General features: G+C 42.4%; 18 protein-coding genes and 2 pseudogenes. 13 read left to right on the top strand and 7 right to left on the bottom strand.

From position 1 onward, the window contains the following. Nucleotides 1-145 precede the first annotated feature (145 nt). Both C9I43_RS03685 and C9I43_RS03690 read left to right on the top strand, forming a co-directional pair. Nucleotides 146-1,111 (top strand): 4'-phosphopantetheinyl transferase family protein, encoded by a 966-nt coding sequence (locus C9I43_RS03685; RefSeq protein WP_107882190.1) that lies wholly within the window; start codon nucleotides 146-148, stop codon nucleotides 1,109-1,111. 180 nt (nucleotides 1,112-1,291) lie between these two features. Further along, on the top strand, nucleotides 1,292-1,837 hold the full coding sequence (locus C9I43_RS03690; RefSeq protein ID WP_107882192.1) for a hypothetical protein: 546 nt from the start codon (nucleotides 1,292-1,294) through the stop codon (nucleotides 1,835-1,837). Nucleotides 1,838-2,071: 234 nt separating this feature from the next. Here the strand turns inward: C9I43_RS03690 and queF are convergent, their stop codons facing one another. Continuing rightward, nucleotides 2,072-2,929 (bottom strand): NADPH-dependent 7-cyano-7-deazaguanine reductase QueF, encoded by an 858-nt coding sequence (gene queF, locus C9I43_RS03695; RefSeq protein WP_076496807.1) that lies wholly within the window; start codon nucleotides 2,927-2,929, stop codon nucleotides 2,072-2,074. 59 nt (nucleotides 2,930-2,988) lie between these two features. Here queF and syd point away from each other — a divergent pair, with 59 nt between their 5' ends. Next, a complete protein-coding gene (gene syd / locus C9I43_RS03700) occupies nucleotides 2,989-3,639 on the top strand; it encodes a SecY-interacting protein (protein ID WP_107882194.1) in 651 nt (216 codons plus the stop codon). An 88-nt stretch (nucleotides 3,640-3,727) separates the two neighbouring features. Here syd and C9I43_RS03705 read toward each other — a convergent pair whose 3' ends face one another. Together C9I43_RS03705 and C9I43_RS03710 are read right to left on the bottom strand one after the other, a co-directional pair. Continuing rightward, nucleotides 3,728-4,501, bottom strand: coding sequence for a Zn-ribbon-containing protein (locus C9I43_RS03705; RefSeq protein ID WP_076496805.1), 774 nt, complete (start codon nucleotides 4,499-4,501; stop codon nucleotides 3,728-3,730). Further along, nucleotides 4,501-4,884: a hypothetical protein gene (locus C9I43_RS03710; RefSeq protein ID WP_107884023.1), complete on the bottom strand. Its 384-nt coding sequence runs from the start codon at nucleotides 4,882-4,884 to the stop codon at nucleotides 4,501-4,503. Before C9I43_RS03710 ends, C9I43_RS03705 begins: the two co-directional genes overlap by 1 nt. Nucleotides 4,885-5,375: 491 nt before the next feature. Between C9I43_RS03710 and C9I43_RS19200 the strand changes: the two are divergent. Next, nucleotides 5,376-5,489, top strand: a pseudogene (locus C9I43_RS19200) (hypothetical protein); the annotation flags it as partial. On the opposite strand, the gene C9I43_RS03720 reads toward C9I43_RS19200, so the two are convergent. Further along, complete coding sequence (locus tag C9I43_RS03720) at nucleotides 5,452-5,685, bottom strand: DUF2789 domain-containing protein (RefSeq protein WP_076496804.1); 234 nt, start codon at nucleotides 5,683-5,685, stop codon at nucleotides 5,452-5,454. The pseudogene C9I43_RS19200 and the gene C9I43_RS03720 sit on opposite strands and share 38 nt — an antisense overlap. A 148-nt stretch (nucleotides 5,686-5,833) precedes the next feature. Between C9I43_RS03720 and C9I43_RS03725 the strand changes: the two genes are divergently transcribed. The 4 genes and pseudogenes from C9I43_RS03725 (at nucleotide 5,834) to C9I43_RS18870 (ending at nucleotide 9,211) form a co-directional block, all read left to right on the top strand. Next, nucleotides 5,834-6,472 (top strand): GNAT family N-acetyltransferase, encoded by a 639-nt coding sequence (locus C9I43_RS03725; RefSeq protein ID WP_107882197.1) that lies wholly within the window; start codon nucleotides 5,834-5,836, stop codon nucleotides 6,470-6,472. Beyond that, a complete protein-coding gene (locus tag C9I43_RS03730) occupies nucleotides 6,450-6,803 on the top strand; it encodes an Mpo1-like protein (protein WP_107882199.1) in 354 nt (117 codons plus the stop codon). Before C9I43_RS03725 ends, C9I43_RS03730 begins: the two co-directional genes overlap by 23 nt. 786 nt (nucleotides 6,804-7,589) lie before the next feature. Continuing rightward, nucleotides 7,590-8,518: pseudogene (locus tag C9I43_RS03735) on the top strand (IS3 family transposase); the annotation flags it as partial. A gap of 552 nt (nucleotides 8,519-9,070) precedes the next feature. Further along, nucleotides 9,071-9,211 carry a hypothetical protein gene (locus C9I43_RS18870; RefSeq protein WP_181317847.1) on the top strand — a complete coding sequence of 47 codons (141 nt, stop codon included), beginning with the start codon at nucleotides 9,071-9,073 and terminating at the stop codon, nucleotides 9,209-9,211. A 279-nt stretch (nucleotides 9,212-9,490) separates the two neighbouring features. Here the strand turns inward: C9I43_RS18870 and C9I43_RS03740 are convergent, their stop codons facing one another. Next, nucleotides 9,491-9,877, bottom strand: coding sequence for a DUF3301 domain-containing protein (locus C9I43_RS03740; RefSeq protein WP_076496801.1), 387 nt, complete (start codon nucleotides 9,875-9,877; stop codon nucleotides 9,491-9,493). Further along, complete coding sequence (locus C9I43_RS03745) at nucleotides 9,874-10,887, bottom strand: DUF3549 family protein (RefSeq protein WP_107882201.1); 1,014 nt, start codon at nucleotides 10,885-10,887, stop codon at nucleotides 9,874-9,876. Before C9I43_RS03745 ends, C9I43_RS03740 begins: the two co-directional genes overlap by 4 nt. A gap of 159 nt (nucleotides 10,888-11,046) precedes the next feature. Between C9I43_RS03745 and C9I43_RS03750 the strand changes: the two genes are divergently transcribed. Then, entirely contained in the window at nucleotides 11,047-11,367 is a 321-nt protein-coding gene (locus C9I43_RS03750) for a YqcC family protein (protein ID WP_076496799.1), read from the top strand. Further along, the gene (gene truC / locus C9I43_RS03755) at nucleotides 11,354-12,196 is read left to right on the top strand and encodes a tRNA pseudouridine(65) synthase TruC (RefSeq protein WP_107882203.1); all 843 of its coding nucleotides are present in this window, start codon (nucleotides 11,354-11,356) and stop codon (nucleotides 12,194-12,196) included. Before C9I43_RS03750 ends, truC begins: the two co-directional genes overlap by 14 nt. A gap of 137 nt (nucleotides 12,197-12,333) precedes the next feature. Here truC and C9I43_RS03760 read toward each other — a convergent pair whose 3' ends face one another. Beyond that, complete coding sequence (locus C9I43_RS03760) at nucleotides 12,334-12,516, bottom strand: hypothetical protein (RefSeq protein ID WP_076496797.1); 183 nt, start codon at nucleotides 12,514-12,516, stop codon at nucleotides 12,334-12,336. A gap of 120 nt (nucleotides 12,517-12,636) precedes the next feature. On the opposite strand from C9I43_RS03760, the gene C9I43_RS03765 reads away from it, so the two are divergent. From C9I43_RS03765 to purU, 3 genes are all read left to right on the top strand, one after another. Next, a complete protein-coding gene (locus C9I43_RS03765; RefSeq protein WP_076496796.1) occupies nucleotides 12,637-13,101 on the top strand; it encodes a flavodoxin in 465 nt (154 codons plus the stop codon). Further along, entirely contained in the window at nucleotides 13,053-14,534 is a 1,482-nt protein-coding gene (locus tag C9I43_RS03770; RefSeq protein WP_107882205.1) for a PTS transporter subunit EIIC, read from the top strand. Before C9I43_RS03765 ends, C9I43_RS03770 begins: the two co-directional genes overlap by 49 nt. Before the next feature lie 185 nt (nucleotides 14,535-14,719). Next, nucleotides 14,720-15,586 (top strand): formyltetrahydrofolate deformylase, encoded by an 867-nt coding sequence (purU, locus tag C9I43_RS03775; protein ID WP_083948130.1) that lies wholly within the window; start codon nucleotides 14,720-14,722, stop codon nucleotides 15,584-15,586. Nucleotides 15,587-15,610: the final 24 nt, after the last annotated feature.

Genomic DNA, 15,610 nt, shown 5'->3' on the forward strand with positions numbered 1-15,610 from the left:
GATGTTATCGTTAGATTTTCTCACCCTTAAACTGATAATTTCGCTATCGTGCGACTATTTTTACGCGATTAAAATATTATACGATTAAAATATTATACGATTTAAAGTGACTCTAAAACGTCGTTAACACTATTTAAGATGAAGAATGAATCCAGATCATAACGCTGCAGTGTGTGCTCCCCAAAGCCAAAATATGACCGAGCATCAGCCGCAAAATACTGAAAAGCCTAACCCTGCCGTATCTGATGCTCAAACATTGGGCAAGGGCGAGCGCAGTGTAAATGTAGATCTATTTTTTATTCCGTTTAGCGAGATGTCATCGCTGCATACCGTGCTGGCCCAGTCTTGGTTAAGTGATGATGAGCGCACTAAGGTGGCGCGTTATCGCGACCCCAAAGCGCAAAGGAAGGGATTGCAGGTGAGAGCAGCGCTGCGAGCCGTATTATCTTGCTATGCGGATTTATCACCCAAAGAATGGTGTTTTGAATATAGTGCTAAGGGAAAGCCAAGCTTAACGGCGCAATTACGCCAACAAACGGGGCTTGAGTTTAATTTAAGTCATAGCGGCGATTGGCTGGTGATTGGTGTAGTTCAGTTTCATGGCCTTGAGTCAGGTTTATTCGGCGTTGATATTGAAAGGTCGCGGCCAAAGACGGATATTTTTCCCATTTTAAATCACTATTTTTCATCCCAAGAAACCACAGCATTGCTAGCGCTAGCTGATGAATCGAGCCAGCGGCAACGCTTTTTCGATTTATGGGCATTAAAGGAGTCCTATATTAAGGCCACTGGCCTAGGTTTAGCGCAGTCGCTTAAATCTTTTGCCTTTGAGCTTAAGCCGTTTGAGCAATTAGCTAACGTATCACTTAAGCTGTCAGGTCAAAATGCCGAAGTGAGACAGTCCTATGACATAGCGCCTATGCTCAGCATTTATCCTAATATCCCACTACAAAGCTCCGATACTGACGTTTTATATTGGCAGACATATTTTGGGCGTTTGACCAACGAATACCGTTTTGCAGTGAGCTTAGCCCATGCTAGTAATGTTGCTATTGCGGTGAAGTTAACAGCGCAACTAAGCAGTATTGAGAGCTTAATCGTCAGCGCGTAAATCATGAGCTTTACTCGTACAAAAACTGCGTAAACCGCTAAGTTGTAATAGCCCTTTTAGTCATGATTCTTTCTGTCTTTATCTATTTTTTAGCCTGTTTTATTCATCTTCGGTTAAACATTGCTGGGTATAGTCACGTCCATAATATTTTGCATTGGGATGCAATAAATGAGGCTCACCATGAAACGGATTAACTGCGTGTTATCGGCTACTATGCTGGGGGTGCTGTCTGGCTGTGGCTATTTTGGTAGTGATGATAAACAACAATTAGAGCAGGCTTGGTTAGCTCAAGATCCACAATTGCAGCAAGTGGTTGAGCAAATTCGTACTAATGGATTAGATGTTGTGGCACAAAGCGCTGCGGCAGGCACAGTTTCAGCCTGCGTGACGCAAAAGCTTGTGCAGGATCCGCTTGGAAAATTAGTTAATGTTGAAGGCTCGCTAGTGGAATCGGCTAAGGTAGCTGAACTGTTAGGTGATTTACAGAAAGTGATGGAGCAGGACGTGAGTTTTGAAAAGTTTGCAAGTCTTCTGCAAAAAGGTGCCGATGCTGCCGTTTATGCAAAGAGTTTGATTGAGCAGCAGGGATTAGAGCAAGCATTACAAAGTCTTAAGCAAATGGCGCTCGCGAGTGAACAATTTGCCAAGCAAGACTTAGGGGCACATTTTCAGCAATTATTGCTTGAGTGCAAAACTACCGAGCCAACGTCCACCTCAGTAAATTAAATTTCTATTTCAGTAAACAAATCGCCTTTAAGGTAGTGCCTATTAAGTACGAGTGATCTTTCTCGATAAATAAGCCTATGTTGAAGCATTATTTCGTTATTGAATCGCGTGGAAAATTTGGGAGTGTCACGGTTTATTAACATGTTAACGCAATAAAAAGCCCTGATAATTCAGGGCTTTTTGGGCTTTTATTTAGCTAGCCACTTTACTGTAAACCTTTGACGTTATCTTGATTTACTGTCTCGCAAGCCTGTGATTTTCACCAGGTTGCTCAAAATCGCTACGATACGGGTTTATGTCTAAACCACCACGGCGAGTATAACGCGCATAAACGGTGAGTTTGGTGCAATGACAAAAACGTTTTAGGTCGACAAAAATCCGCTCGACACACTGCTCGTGGAACTCGTTATGTTGGCGAAAAGAAATCAAATAGCGCAGTAGCTTCTCGCGATCGATTTTAGGCCCTTGGTAGCGGATCATCACGCTACCCCAATCGGGTTGCGAAGTAATTAAGCAGTTCGATTTTAGCAAATTAGAATTGAGCGTTTCTGCAACAATTTGTTTCTCATCGGTACTGTTTTCTAAATAATCAGGATTAAAAGTATAATCACTAACTTCAATATCAAGATCGTCAATACAAGTGCCTGGTAACTCAATGATTCGCTGAATAGCAAAGTTTTTCGGTTCGATAATCTTAATGTTAACATCACCTTGGGCGCATTGGCCTAGGTCTTGCGTTAACGTTTTTTGCAGTGAATCTATGTTATCGAACTTGGTTTGATTAAAACTATTGAGATACAGTTTAAACGATTTTGACTCAATCAGGTTCAGGCTTTCATAGCTCAAATACACTTCTACTATGGCCACCATAGGCTTACCTTTGGTATTTAACCAAGATAGTTCATAACCCGTCCAGATATCGGCACCATGAAATGGTAGCGTCTCCGTGAGTGCTATAGCGTTACGGTTTAGTGAGCGTGGAACCCCTTGTAACAGCGACGCGTCATATTCAGCTTGATAGTCTGTGGCTTTACCTAACGTCAGGCCAGCAAGCGCTTGCGCATCACTATAGGGATCGTGATTCTGTGTCATCAATACTGTTTCCATGTCAAAATAGGCATACATTATACCTGAAATTGGATTGTGCTTAAGTGTCTTGTCTGCCTGCACTCGATAAATTTTTGCAAAACTATCATAAAGCTTACTTAACGAGCTTAAGTGAACTACCGCGTTATTACCCGCAGGGTGAACCTTCTGTGTGTATTCAGGGCGAATTTCACCCCGAACTAGAACAGGCGGTTTTTTGGCAGCCTGTTAAACGCGAGGTCGAAGGGAGTTTCGCCAATGTTGAGCATGCGCTAGAATTAACTTTATGGCCAGAAATCAATCACTTTTATGGTCAATATTTCTCTGCACCACTCTTATTTGACTCAAAATGGGGTACGGGTGAGTTGCTGCAAGTATGGAATGAAAACGATTTTGATTGCCTGCAGCAAAACCTGATTGGCCATCTGATGATGAAAAAAAAGCTCAAGCAGCCACCTACTTGGTTTATTGGCCTGTTAGATGATGGCGATAAAATGCTCACCATTGATAACAATGACGGCAGTGTATGGATAGAGCTACCAGGTGAGTTGCCTTCGCAGCAATTATCGGCAAGTTTAGCTGAATTTATTGAGGCGCTATCGCCACGGATAGCACCGCCAGTAAAGCATGAAGAATTACCTATGCCGGCATTAGAGCATCCCGGTATTTTCGCTCGTTTTAAACTAATGTGGCAAAACTTGATGGGTAAACGCTAACTAGCGTGAGCGACGCTCATCAATCAGAGTGAACTCAAGCTAAGTACGGCTTATCTTAGGTTGAGTTCTACTGCGGGATACTATGATGCTATTGATGATCCCAAGACAGATTGGACACTATGCGACAAGGCTCGCAGCGAAAATGAAACATATCTAACAGTGGTTCATCAAGTTTCCAATCTTGACTGTGACAACGTGGGCAAGCCCGTGTCATTTCAGAGGCAAGATCTTGGCCACCAACGCGATATAAATAGTAATAGGTCGGGATTTTCGTGAGATATTCGATACGACCGCGTAAATCCCAACCTCGACGAAATAAATCACTCTCTGGACTCGATAATTCCTCTAATGCGGCAAATTCAGCTTTTGTCGCCGCCGCCATTTGTAGCTCGTCACAGGCTTGCCATTCACTCTGCCAACGAATAACGCGCTTATGATCGCCATTAAAGGTGGCGGGAATTTGGTACAAGGGAATGGGCAATAAATTATCGCCACTGCGCAGGGGTGAGCACATATGCACAAAGCTAGTATAGAGTAACTGCCAGCTTGGGGTTTGGGTATTGCTGACCTCAGAGTTGATGTCCTGACCGATAAACTTTTCTCGCGGGGCCAGTAGCTTGGCTTCAGTTAATTCTGTTAACGCTTTTTTGACCCAAGGGCTGTGGTATTTGTGCGCCAAACTGTTTTTTTCTGGCATTAACAAACGCACTCTAAATTCACCGTCATTAAAGGCGACCGCAAATTCTCGCCCTAAGATTTGACCGTTGGCTCGATAGGCTTCGAGAAGTTGATTAATGGCTTTTTCGGCTGCAGAAATAGTCGTGTCGGCAAAACATTCGAAGCGCAGTTCAGTGACAAACATTAAGCTTTTTTCCCTTGGGATTCTAGTAGGTTGATGCGTTGTTGAAGTTTGAGTAACTCATTTTTTAGTTGCACTATTTCTGCTGTTTGCTGTTCGGCATAGCGGTCAAAATATGTCTGTTGCGTCAATAGGCGCTCAGCAAGTGTAACAAGAGTTATGGCGTCCTGAGTTATGGGGGCTTCTTCTGTCGGGGACGCTGCTTGCAACTCGGTTAAACGTTCTCGCTCCGCCTTAGGCATTGATTTAAATTGTTGTAAACCTTGTATCAATATCGGTAGCGGTAAGCGGCTGCTTACACGGGTTTTAATTAAGGCTAGGCTGGGTGTTTTTCCGCTGGCTTCGAGCGAACGTGCAGCCGCTAATACTTGGTCGATAGGACTCATCATTAGCAAAGTTCCTTTTTTAATAATTTAAGCAAATTACATAGTGACACTTGAGTTTTTAATAAAAAATAGTGTGTTATGTTTGTTTTCGCTTTATTTGTTGTCCAGTGGTAATCATTTTTAAGCAAAACAATAATTACACCGAGGCTACATGATTAACCATAAATGGAATAACGCACTTATCGCTATCACTTTTTAGGGCTTGCAAGCTTAGGTCTTAGTGGCAGTGTGGTCAATATGGAGGAGGGGAGAATCGGACTGGAATTGCAGTTAATCTTGGGAGGCAGTTTAGAATGAAAATCTTATTAATTTATCCGAAATGAGCTTAGTAATGCCCAGAAACAAGTGATGAACTTAATGCCAATTACTGATTTTAGTGAAGCTGACATCCAACAAAGAGTTAAAAAAGGCGGTTCTAATCAACAAACCTTAATCTTGTTTTATGTACCCAGCGCAATAATAACGATGGAAAAACCACTAAGGATGAATGCACGCCTATCGTGCACAGAAACAATGCCTTAGTGGGTTGGAGTGCAACGGCTTACGGTAAAATAGAATCGAATAACCTTATAATTTACGCAGCCGAGTATCTAATTTTTCAATAAGTGGCGTCCATTCAGCATCCGCTTCTAGGGCTTCAGTTAGAAAACTCTTTTGGGCGGAGTTCCAAAAGGGTGCTTGATTTAGATGAATATGATGGTCAATCTCATGGGTTTCAATAAACTGTTTTATAGCTTCATCGCTATTGTCTAAACCGAGTTGTTCGAATAAGTGGCTTAAGTCGACTGGAGTTGTGTCCATCATTATTTCCTTTTCAGTATGTTGCCAGTGTTTAGAGTAAGCGTCTGATTAAAAAATGCAATCTATGATTAAAATTTGCACTTTTTCGTTTCCTTGGTAAATTAATGGTACTCGTAAAAAGTGTGAGCTAATTCAAGGAATACGAATAATGGAAAATCAGACCTTGGAAAATTATCGAGCAGTCTATTTGACTGCGGAAGATTTACGTATTGCAGCTTCTATTCTTTATAACGCTTATCACGATGACCCCTTTTTTATTGAATCACTGTTTTCCTCAGATAAAGCGGCTTATGAACAAAAATTACGTGCTGCGATCCGTGAAGAACTCAATACTTTATGGCAACAAAAACAAGCACTCATTGGTTTGTTTAACGGTGAAAGGCTGGTTGGTTTAGCCTGTGTTGTTACCCAGAAAATCCCCTTAGGAGAAGGACGTTATTGGCATTGGCGTTTAAAGATGTTGTTAGGTACTGGCAGGCAATCCACACAAGCTTTAATAAAAAAAGAGTCGAGTATTATTGAGTTGTTGCCCAATGATCACTGTGGCATTTTGCAGTTTATTGCACTGGTATCTAATGAGCGGCACAAAGGACTTGGACATCGTTTAGTTCAAGCGGTTGTGAGTTGGTGTGATGAGCAGCCTGACGTCGAAGGTATTGGTGTGTTTGTGACACAAGAGAGCCATACGCAATTATTTACCCAACATGACTTTGTTTCGTTGGGCGAGTTGAATATTGGCAGTATCGATGGACAGTTGTTATTTTATGCAGGCCAACAGCACGCATAATTCAAACCGTTCAGTTCGTTTGTATCGCTGTTTCACTGATTTTTACCCTTTTTATTTATCACAGCACCAAAACCCTATTTGTCGACAATTACACTTTGCTGGTAGTGGCATCGTGTTATTGCTGGTTACTATCACGATATTTACACAAACGTGGTGGTTATGTTGGTTTGTTCCATTGGTTGGTTATGGTTTTGCTTGGATAGGACACTTTGTATTTGAGAGAAATCGCCCCGCAACATTTCAATATCCATTTTATAGCTTGATGGCTGATTGGGTAATGTTTGCTCAAATGATTTGGCACTTTTTAGGTAGAAAAAATGATGTTAAGTAAGGTGCTCACTTTCGTGTGAGAGATCGCTTACACCTACTGTAGGATATCTAGCTTTATTTTTGATTGTTTTTTGTTCTCAGTGGCTTAATATCCAATTAAATCAACTTATAAAGGTTTAATCGCTCCATTGTTATATCTTAAAGTTTTGCATTGTGTTCTTTTAGCCGAACAAAGAGGTGTAAGTTAACGTAATATTCATTCATAGCCAAGATGAATGGATAGCAAGGAAAGCGAAACAGGCTTAATGGACGCAAGACGCAACAAATTAATTAGATTTCATGGTTGAAATCGCCGACAGCATGGTAGCTGTTAACTGCCTAGGACTGGCTAATGAAAAGCTAGGTTGCTTTTCAAAGATTATTAGGGATAGCGAGTTGAATTGTCAGGATGATGATTATCAGGATGAAAAAGGACACGCTTAAGGATTAAGCATGAGCTCGATGCAGGACGTGTCGAGTCAAGGATGGGGTATAAGGGTGAACAGCTTGTACTCATATATGGAAGGATGCAATAGGGAAACGTCATAGGAAGTGACTGGCTCTGTAAACGGATTTACAGGTCAAAGGATTGAGTGTTATCTCGCGAAAGTTAGATACACAGGGACAAAAAAGGATTACAGGGATGATGCTGGACGCAAACAAACGCATGGATGGTGCAGGGAGCACAAATCGAGCAGGAAGGCTTACAAAGGATAAATGGGGCGCACTATATAGTTGCGCCCTTTTCTTTGGCTAATTTTTACGATTGTATATGGTTAATTCTGTTTTGCCTGTTGCCCCCATTACACTAAAACAAGCCATGAGGGATAATGACATCCTAAAAAAGGCTGCAGCTTTCTTCATTTGAGACAATCAAAACTTAAAATGATCCGCGAAGTAAAGAAAGCAAATCTAGGCTTTAGAATGAGTGAGTTGTGCCGAGTATTCGAGCTCAGTTGCAGTAGTTTATATTACAAACCGATCCCCCAAAGCGCTGAAAAGCAGGCACGGATACAATTAGTAGAACAAGCGTTCTCTGACTCAAATTCGACGTATGGTAAACGTCGAATACAGGCAGACTTAGTCGATTTAGATTGTAAGGTAGGGGTTTACGCTATTGCTAGCATAATGAAAAGTATGGGGTTAATAGCGATTAGGCCAAAGAAAAAGCATTACTATCCTAACTCAGGTGATGAGCAAGTTTACGCACCTAATTTGCTCAAGCGGCAGTTTAACCCTACGACGTATAATACTCATTGGGTGGGTGATATTACCTACATAAAATCCCATCAAGGGTGGAGTTATTTAGCTTGTGTGCTTGATTTAGGCACCAAAGAAATTGTTGGGTATGCCTTATCAAGCCAACCCAATGCAGCGTTAGCGACAGCGGCCTTAAATAACGCGCTACAACGCCAGAGGCCAAATACACAGGCGTTGATGTTTCACTCTGACCAAGGTTGCCAGTACTCGGCTAAGGTGTTCAGAGAAAAGCTAAGGGGCTTAGGTATTGAACAAAGTATGAGTCGTAGAGGAAATTGTTGGGATAATGCGGTGATGGAACGATTTTTTAGGAGCTTAAAGACTGAACGATTAAACCATTTAGCCTTTATCAATCACAGCTCTGTAGTGAGCGTGGTTGAGCAATATATCCAGTTTTACAATTACAAACGTAGGCATTCAGCAATAGATTATAAGACGCCACATCAAAAATATAATGAGTTAAAAAAAGCGGCTTAACATCCCTCCAGAAAAACTTGACCATTACAACTGGACAGTGTGAGCCTTAATCTGACACGGAATTATGAAAAGCCTCTTATGGTTTTTGTTGTAGTGTTTTTTATCCGCATTATTTTATACATTTTGTAGTGCCCTCCCTCTGTAAATGCTGAATATTTGCCGAAAGCTTGATTCATGTTGATAGATAAACGGAAGCAATGGAAAATATTTTCAGAGGGGCAAAACTAAACTACGAATGAATTTCATTCTAATTGCCATTATTCTTGTGAGAGATCTCTCACAATCACGTAAGTGATTTGTAAGTCATTAGGTTGATAATGGCGCTATATTAATTAATATTCCATATTTATCATAATATTAGGATGTGATGGTCATGTTGGTTTTTACATGGTTGGTAACATTATTAAATAATCCTCGATGAGTAAATTTGTGATTGCCGTAGAATTCATCTGGTACAAGGAATGACGAGCAACAGGATGTTGGCGATAAGGATGATTGAGCAGTGACAAAGGAATGTGACTAAAGGAGTGATAGGGATATAGGCTATTCAGGATGAAACAGCGTCAACAGCCATGGAAGGGAACAAGGACTGATGGACTCATTGCACTGGATGGCAATAGTACATGGAATGAAATTGAATGGATGCACCACTTATTTTTCATGGATGATGATGGAACCGCTCAGGATGAGTAAGCTTGGTATGGGATGACCAAGAAATAGGGACGTACGCAAGTACAAGGAATATCAAGGATTGAGCAGGGATGAAGCAGGATGCAGATTGACGCATGGATGGTGCAGGGAGCACAAAAATAGCAGGATAGCTTAACAGAGAACAGAAAGGCGCGGCTTTATAGCCGCGCCTTTACTTGTTAATTTTTGATGTGAGTTATCTGCTAACACGAATGACGAATGACGAATGACGAATGACGAATGATAGTTAAGTTACAAAGGGTTCAATTTATTCATCAAAGTTTAATGACACTTGCCTGAACTACAACCGCTTTGTGTACCACAACCGCCAAATTTGCCCTGCGCTGTTGGCGCTTCTTGCCATTCTGGCTCAGGGAAGATAGGCCATTCTATTTTCTGAATTTTCTTGCCTTGCATCCAAATATGACCACAGTATTGGTTAATGCCATCTGTACTAAATTCAAATAAATATTTCGCTTTCCAACAAATACCTGTGGTGCCGCCAACGCTCGGGCGGGCAGTTTCCATTGCTATCGCTAATAATTGTACCTTTTGACGCCAACATTCTTTTTCAGCAAAAACACGGCTAAGTTCTGCCATTTGGCGTAATTGCCAGAAAAATGCGGCAATTACGACGAGGCCAATAATTAACAGTAGATCTGACATCATTTATTCGTTGCCTTAAACAAACCACCGATGGCTTGTGATAGTTGAACACTTCGATTGGGATTTCTTAATTCGCTTAGTAATTGATTGCGCAAACTAGGAATAGCCACAATATCAGCAAATACCTGATTAAAAAAGGCTTGGGGCTGTAGTGCTAGAGCTTCTAAGTAAAGACTGCGACTTGCATCGTGTTTTAATATCGACCAGTTACGCCCGGCAATGCTAATTAAAGTGTTAGCATCTAAATAAGATTGGCGATGAAGATGTTCGAAGGCCTGTTGGCTGTGTTTGGCGCTAGAAGCTAGAGCTCGGAGGAAATAGGCTTGATGTTCTGGGGCTGCATCTTGAAGTTTTGTAAGAATTTTATCGGCCAGCGTGTCGCTGACAGACAAATGCTCAAGACATTGGCATAGGGCTATTTGAACTTCGATTGCACCCGTATCAAAACTCGATACCAAGTGTTGTTGATGATCTAACTCATTTGCTCTGATGCACACATCGGCGATGCCTTGCATCCCAATATGTTGCCATTGCGCTGGCGCAACTTGGCCCGACAGATATAGCAGCGCAAATTCGTATTGCGACGATGCGCGTTGCCCGAGCTGTTTACGAACAAGAGCATTAAATACGGCGAGTTTTTCCTGGCTTGGCTTGAAGTTAAACGGATTATGCGTAAGTCGTTCTTGCTGCTCATCGCTAAGTGGCTGGGTGGGGTCTTGCCCTAATGCGGCTAATATCATTTCGATAAATTGTGAGCGCGGCGCGGGTGACAGTAACCCTTGCTCATCTAATGCCAGTTTTAGAAACCAAATAAAATGTTGTTGGCTTGCATCCCAAAAGACGATAGCAAATTGTGCATGCCCCTGAGTTGGATAAGGATAAGGTGTTGCAAGAGATTCAATTTGGTGAAATGCGAGCATATCGATATGTTGTACCCTACGACCAAGATCATACACTTGGAACTGGGTTTTGGCTGTGGTTAAAAATTGGCTTAAAGTGGTTATTTCAGTCATTTGGTTGCCATATCAATCAAAGAGGCTCAATAAATTGGCGCTATTATAGGGGGAAGCGCGTCTGGATGGTATAATTGCTGGACTTTAATCGACCTATTCGGCCTGTAATTATGGAAAGTTTCTCAATCATAACGGCTAAATAAGAATGGATCTGAATGTATGCTATACCGTCAAACCCAAGCTAAATTAACTCAGCTTACCCAAGCGCTACAAGAGGCCAATCTCTGGTCTGAGCAAGCGCCGTCTCTTGATGCGATGGCAAGCACTGCGCCTTTTGCTTGCGATCTTATGCCCCTTGAGCAGTGGCTACAGTTTGTGTTGTTACCTAAAATGCGAAACTTAATTGATGCCGCAGCTCCTTTACCAACACAAATTGCGATAGCGCCTATGGCTGAACATGTTTGGCTGAATATGCCCCTACGGCAAAACCTGATAAGTGTATTGAATGAATTGGATATGTTGTTAAATGAATCAAGATGATATCTGGCTTGAAACGCCCGAAAATGCAATGAATACCTCCCAAGATGATACTGATGAACTGGCACCTGAGATTAACATTCTCTATGAAGATGAGCACCTAGTGGCAATTCATAAACCCGCAGGTTTATTGGTCCACCGCAGCTATTTAGCCCGTCGAGAACGATTTTTTGCGATGCAGCTCACCCGTGATTTAGTGGGGTGTCATGTATTTCCCGTACATCGCCTTGATAGGCCGACATCCGGTGTATTGTTATTTGCGAAAAGTAGTGAAGTGGCCAATGCACTCTGTGAGCAATTTGCTGCCCATACGGTTGAAAAGCAATATCTGGCCTTAGTGCGCGGCAATATGCATGAGAGCGGTATTTTAGACTATGCGCTTAAGGTTGAGTTAGATGAGCTGGGTGATAAAAATGCCAGTCCTAACAAAGCGGCGCAGGAAGCGGTGACGGCTTATCAGCCACTTCTTAATACTGAAATTCCTTATTCGTCGGGCCGTTATCCCAGTAGTCGTTTTGCGTTGGTACGTTTGACTCCTAAAACGGGACGTAAGCATCAACTAAGAAGACATATGGCACATTTACGCCACCCTATCCTCGGTGATACTACGCATGGAGACGGTAAGCAGAATGCATTTTTTCGTGAGCATTTTGGCATTAATCGTCTGTGGCTTATCGCAAAAAAACTCTCCTTTATTCATCCAGTGACTCAAACTCGACTTAATATTGAAACCGAGCTTGAGCCTTTGTGGGAAATCGTATTTGCCGAGCTAGGTTGGGACGATATGACCTTGAGCCAGCAAGCCGAACTGTTAATTGCCAAAGATAAATAAACCGTCAATGTTGGCACTGTCGTATTGATTAAGGCAATTTAAGCCTATTATCCGCAATTGGATAAATTAGCGCGCAGTGAAGCTGTGAAATCATTAGCTTCGCTGTGCAAGCTGGTGTTTTAAAAGAATTACACTTATTAATCTGAGTGTTGTGGTGTCTGCGTAGTTTCTGGCATCATCACGGCCAAGGTTGAAGAACCTGAGCTTAATACGAGTCGCGATGCTAAATTTTGTTGGGCGGAATGGAAATAATTTTTACGTCGAGTTTGGATCGTTTTGTAGTGTTGTTTGAGGTGTTTTTGCCGGGCAGACTGTCGCATCAGATATTTCCTCATGCTCAATGACTTGATTTATAAAAATTTACGCCTTAGCTTGCCCATAGACTTAACAATAAAGTAAGGTCAGTCTATTAAGGTTTGCAATAGAATGTGGAGTGTATCATGAAAAAGGTCAATCTGGTGTTTGGCACTGTGTACGGCAACGCACAATTTACTGCCGAAACCCTAGAGAAAGAGCTGAAAACTCTAGGTTATGATGTGACATTGTGGCAACCCGATGCGGTCGTAAACTTTACTCCTCCGCAAGATGAATTATTAATCGTTGTCACATCAACAACCGGCCAAGGAGATTTACCTGAGGATATTCAACCTTGGTATCATCATCTTAAAACTAACGCTCCCTATTTGCCTGCGCTTAAATATAGCGTTATAGCGCTGGGGGACTCAGGTTATGAGACTTTTTGTGGTGCGGGTAAATCAGTTGATGTTCTGTTGACTGAGCTTGGTGCTAAACCGTTAGTGGAATTATTTGAAATTGATGCCTGTGAAACCATGGAACCTGAGGTTGAAGCAATAAAATGGCTAGAACGCTGGAATCAAATCGTCAAATCCGAGCTCGCCGCTTAGGAAGATTCGTCACTCAGCAATGGTTTAAATTTGCCCAGCGCTTAAGTCAAGCGCTACTTATTCCTATTGCCATTTTACCCGCTGCTGGGGTGATGCTTGGCTTAACGGTTAGCCCTATTCCCTTTATGCCCGATGAGCTGACAGTACTTATGCTGGCAGTAGGCAAACTCATTTTTGCTATTATGCCGATGCTATTTGCGGTTGCTGTGGCCATCGGTTTTTGCCGCGATCAGGGCATTGCTGCATTTACAGCCGTATTTGGTTATGGGGTCATGACAGCGACGTTAGCCGCTCTCGCTGATTTGTATCGACTCCCAACTCAGTCTTTATTGGGAATGGACACCTTAGATACTGGGATTGCCGGCGGCATGTTACTCGGCGGTATTACCTGCCTTGCCGTGCATTGGAGCCAATATATTCGCTTACCAGCGATTTTCTCATTTTTTGAGGGGCGTCGCAGCGCCTCTTTATTGATTATTCCTTTAGCGATGGGACTTGGGTACGTGCTTGCCCATATGTGGCCACCACTGGCATTGTTAATTGAGCGTTTATCTGACTGGGCGGTTTATCAAAAACCAGCTATTGCCTTTGGCGTGTACGGCGCGTTAGAGCGGTTACTCATTCCCCTTGGACTGCATCATATTTGGAATGCGCCCTTTTACTTAGAAGTAGGCCAATATCAGTTATTAGGGAATGAGATTGTTCGTGGTGAAGTTGCGCGCTATTTAGCGGGCGATCCGCAGGCAGGTAATTTAGCCGGTGGATATCTGATTAAAATGTGGGGATTACCAGCTGCGGCTTTAGCGATGTGGCGCTGCGCTGATAAATCAGAGCGTAATCGCGTCGCTGGTATTATGTTGTCAGCGGGGGCGGCGAGTTGGTTAACTGGGGTGACTGAACCTATCGAGTTTGCTTTTATGTTTGTGGCGCCGATTTTATTTATCATTCACGCCTTACTCACAGGGCTGGCTTATTTTGTCTGTATTACGCTTGATATCCATCACAGTATTGTATTTTCCCAAGGGTTGGTAGACTTTACGCTGTTATTTCCATTATCCCGTAATGTTAGCTGGTTTATTTTCCTTGGTCCGTTAACGGCAATGATATATTACCTATTGTTTAGGATAAGTATTTTGGCTTTTAACTTAAAAACGCCTGGCCGGTTTGAGCACCCTCATCATAACGGACCGAAAGAAAGTTTGCGGGCGATTATTACTGCGCTCGGTGGGCGTGACAATATTGTTGATCTTAATGCCTGTTTGACTCGTTTGCGCCTAAGCGTGCACCGACCTGAGTTAGTCAATAAAGTACGTTTGAGTCAGTTGGGGGCAAAAGGGGTGATCGTTATGGGTAAAGGCGTACAGGTGGTTTATGGCACGAAGGCAGAAAACCTGCGTAAAGTATTACAGCGTTATTTAGATACACGTGGTTAAGGAAGTAACAGACGCCGCAATAATTATATTTTTACAACATAAATAGCTTAAATTTTGCATTTTATTGATTTAAGCTTCTGAAATGTTGTTTTTATTATCGCATTATAGGATTTTTATACTGCCAGTGGGGGGTGCTATGGCAAACTCAAGCTAGGGACAATATAGGAGATCCAACTTTGCAACAAATGACCGAAAATCAGACGAATACTCCGCCAACCATAACCCGTAAAATCTTACTGACAGATTGTGCCGATGCCCAAGGCTTAATTGCTAAAATCACCAGCGTTTGTTTTAACCATAAGCTTAATATCATCAAAAATAGTGAGTTTGTCGACAATGCCCAAGGACGTTTTTTTATGCGTACTGAATTAGAAGGCATTTTTAACAGCGAACAGTTATTGCAGGATCTGCGACAAGTGCTGCCTGCGAAAAATCATATGACCTTAGTCAGTGCTGGAAAAAAACGTATTGTGGTGTTGGTGACAAAAGAAGCCCACTGTTTAGGCGACTTACTCATGAAAGCCTATTATGGTGGCCTAAGTGTCGAAATTACCGCAGTAGTGGGCAATCATGATGCACTACGTGAATTAACCGAAAAATTTAATATTCCCTTTCATCTGGTCAGCCACGAAGGCTTAGACAGAATTCAACATGAGCAAGCCTTATTAGCCGCGGTATCTCAATACGAGCCTGATTATCTGGTGTTGGCTAAATACATGCGGGTGTTAACCCCTGATTTTGTGGCGCAATATCCTAATCGAATTATCAATATTCACCATTCCTTCTTACCCGCCTTTATCGGCGCAGCGCCCTATCGACAAGCTTGGGAACGTGGGGTGAAAATCATTGGCGCGACAGCGCATTTTGTCAATAACTGCCTCGATGAAGGCCCTATTATTAAACAGGATGTCATCCCCGTCGATCACAGCTACAGTGCCTTAGAAATGGCGCGAGCAGGGCGCGATGTGGAAAAAAGCGTCTTGAGTAAAGCACTGCAATTAGTATTGAATGAACAAGTGGTTGTATACGGTAATAAGACAGTTGTGTTTTAAAGCGGTAAATAAAAAATGCCAAGA

Source organism: Shewanella morhuae, from assembly GCF_003028295.1.
Lineage (GTDB): Bacteria > Pseudomonadota > Gammaproteobacteria > Enterobacterales > Shewanellaceae > Shewanella > Shewanella morhuae.

Coding starts and splice junctions, on each gene's coding strand:
- C9I43_RS03685 (WP_107882190.1), top strand. CDS start 146: ATGAATCCAGATCATAACGCTGCAGTGTGTGCTCCCCAAAGCCAAAAT.
- C9I43_RS03690 (WP_107882192.1), top strand. CDS start 1,292: ATGAAACGGATTAACTGCGTGTTATCGGCTACTATGCTGGGGGTGCTG.
- queF (WP_076496807.1), bottom strand. CDS start 2,929: ATGACACAGAATCACGATCCCTATAGTGATGCGCAAGCGCTTGCTGGC.
- C9I43_RS03705 (WP_076496805.1), bottom strand. CDS start 4,501: ATGTTTGTCACTGAACTGCGCTTCGAATGTTTTGCCGACACGACTATT.
- C9I43_RS03710 (WP_107884023.1), bottom strand. CDS start 4,884: ATGAGTCCTATCGACCAAGTATTAGCGGCTGCACGTTCGCTCGAAGCC.
- C9I43_RS03720 (WP_076496804.1), bottom strand. CDS start 5,685: ATGGACACAACTCCAGTCGACTTAAGCCACTTATTCGAACAACTCGGT.
- C9I43_RS03725 (WP_107882197.1), top strand. CDS start 5,834: ATGGAAAATCAGACCTTGGAAAATTATCGAGCAGTCTATTTGACTGCG.
- C9I43_RS03730 (WP_107882199.1), top strand. CDS start 6,450: ATGCAGGCCAACAGCACGCATAATTCAAACCGTTCAGTTCGTTTGTAT.
- C9I43_RS18870 (WP_181317847.1), top strand. CDS start 9,071: ATGAAACAGCGTCAACAGCCATGGAAGGGAACAAGGACTGATGGACTC.
- C9I43_RS03740 (WP_076496801.1), bottom strand. CDS start 9,877: ATGATGTCAGATCTACTGTTAATTATTGGCCTCGTCGTAATTGCCGCA.
- C9I43_RS03745 (WP_107882201.1), bottom strand. CDS start 10,887: ATGACTGAAATAACCACTTTAAGCCAATTTTTAACCACAGCCAAAACC.
- C9I43_RS03750 (WP_076496799.1), top strand. CDS start 11,047: ATGCTATACCGTCAAACCCAAGCTAAATTAACTCAGCTTACCCAAGCG.
- truC (WP_107882203.1), top strand. CDS start 11,354: ATGAATCAAGATGATATCTGGCTTGAAACGCCCGAAAATGCAATGAAT.
- C9I43_RS03760 (WP_076496797.1), bottom strand. CDS start 12,516: ATGCGACAGTCTGCCCGGCAAAAACACCTCAAACAACACTACAAAACG.
- C9I43_RS03765 (WP_076496796.1), top strand. CDS start 12,637: ATGAAAAAGGTCAATCTGGTGTTTGGCACTGTGTACGGCAACGCACAA.
- C9I43_RS03770 (WP_107882205.1), top strand. CDS start 13,053: ATGGCTAGAACGCTGGAATCAAATCGTCAAATCCGAGCTCGCCGCTTA.
- purU (WP_083948130.1), top strand. CDS start 14,720: ATGACCGAAAATCAGACGAATACTCCGCCAACCATAACCCGTAAAATC.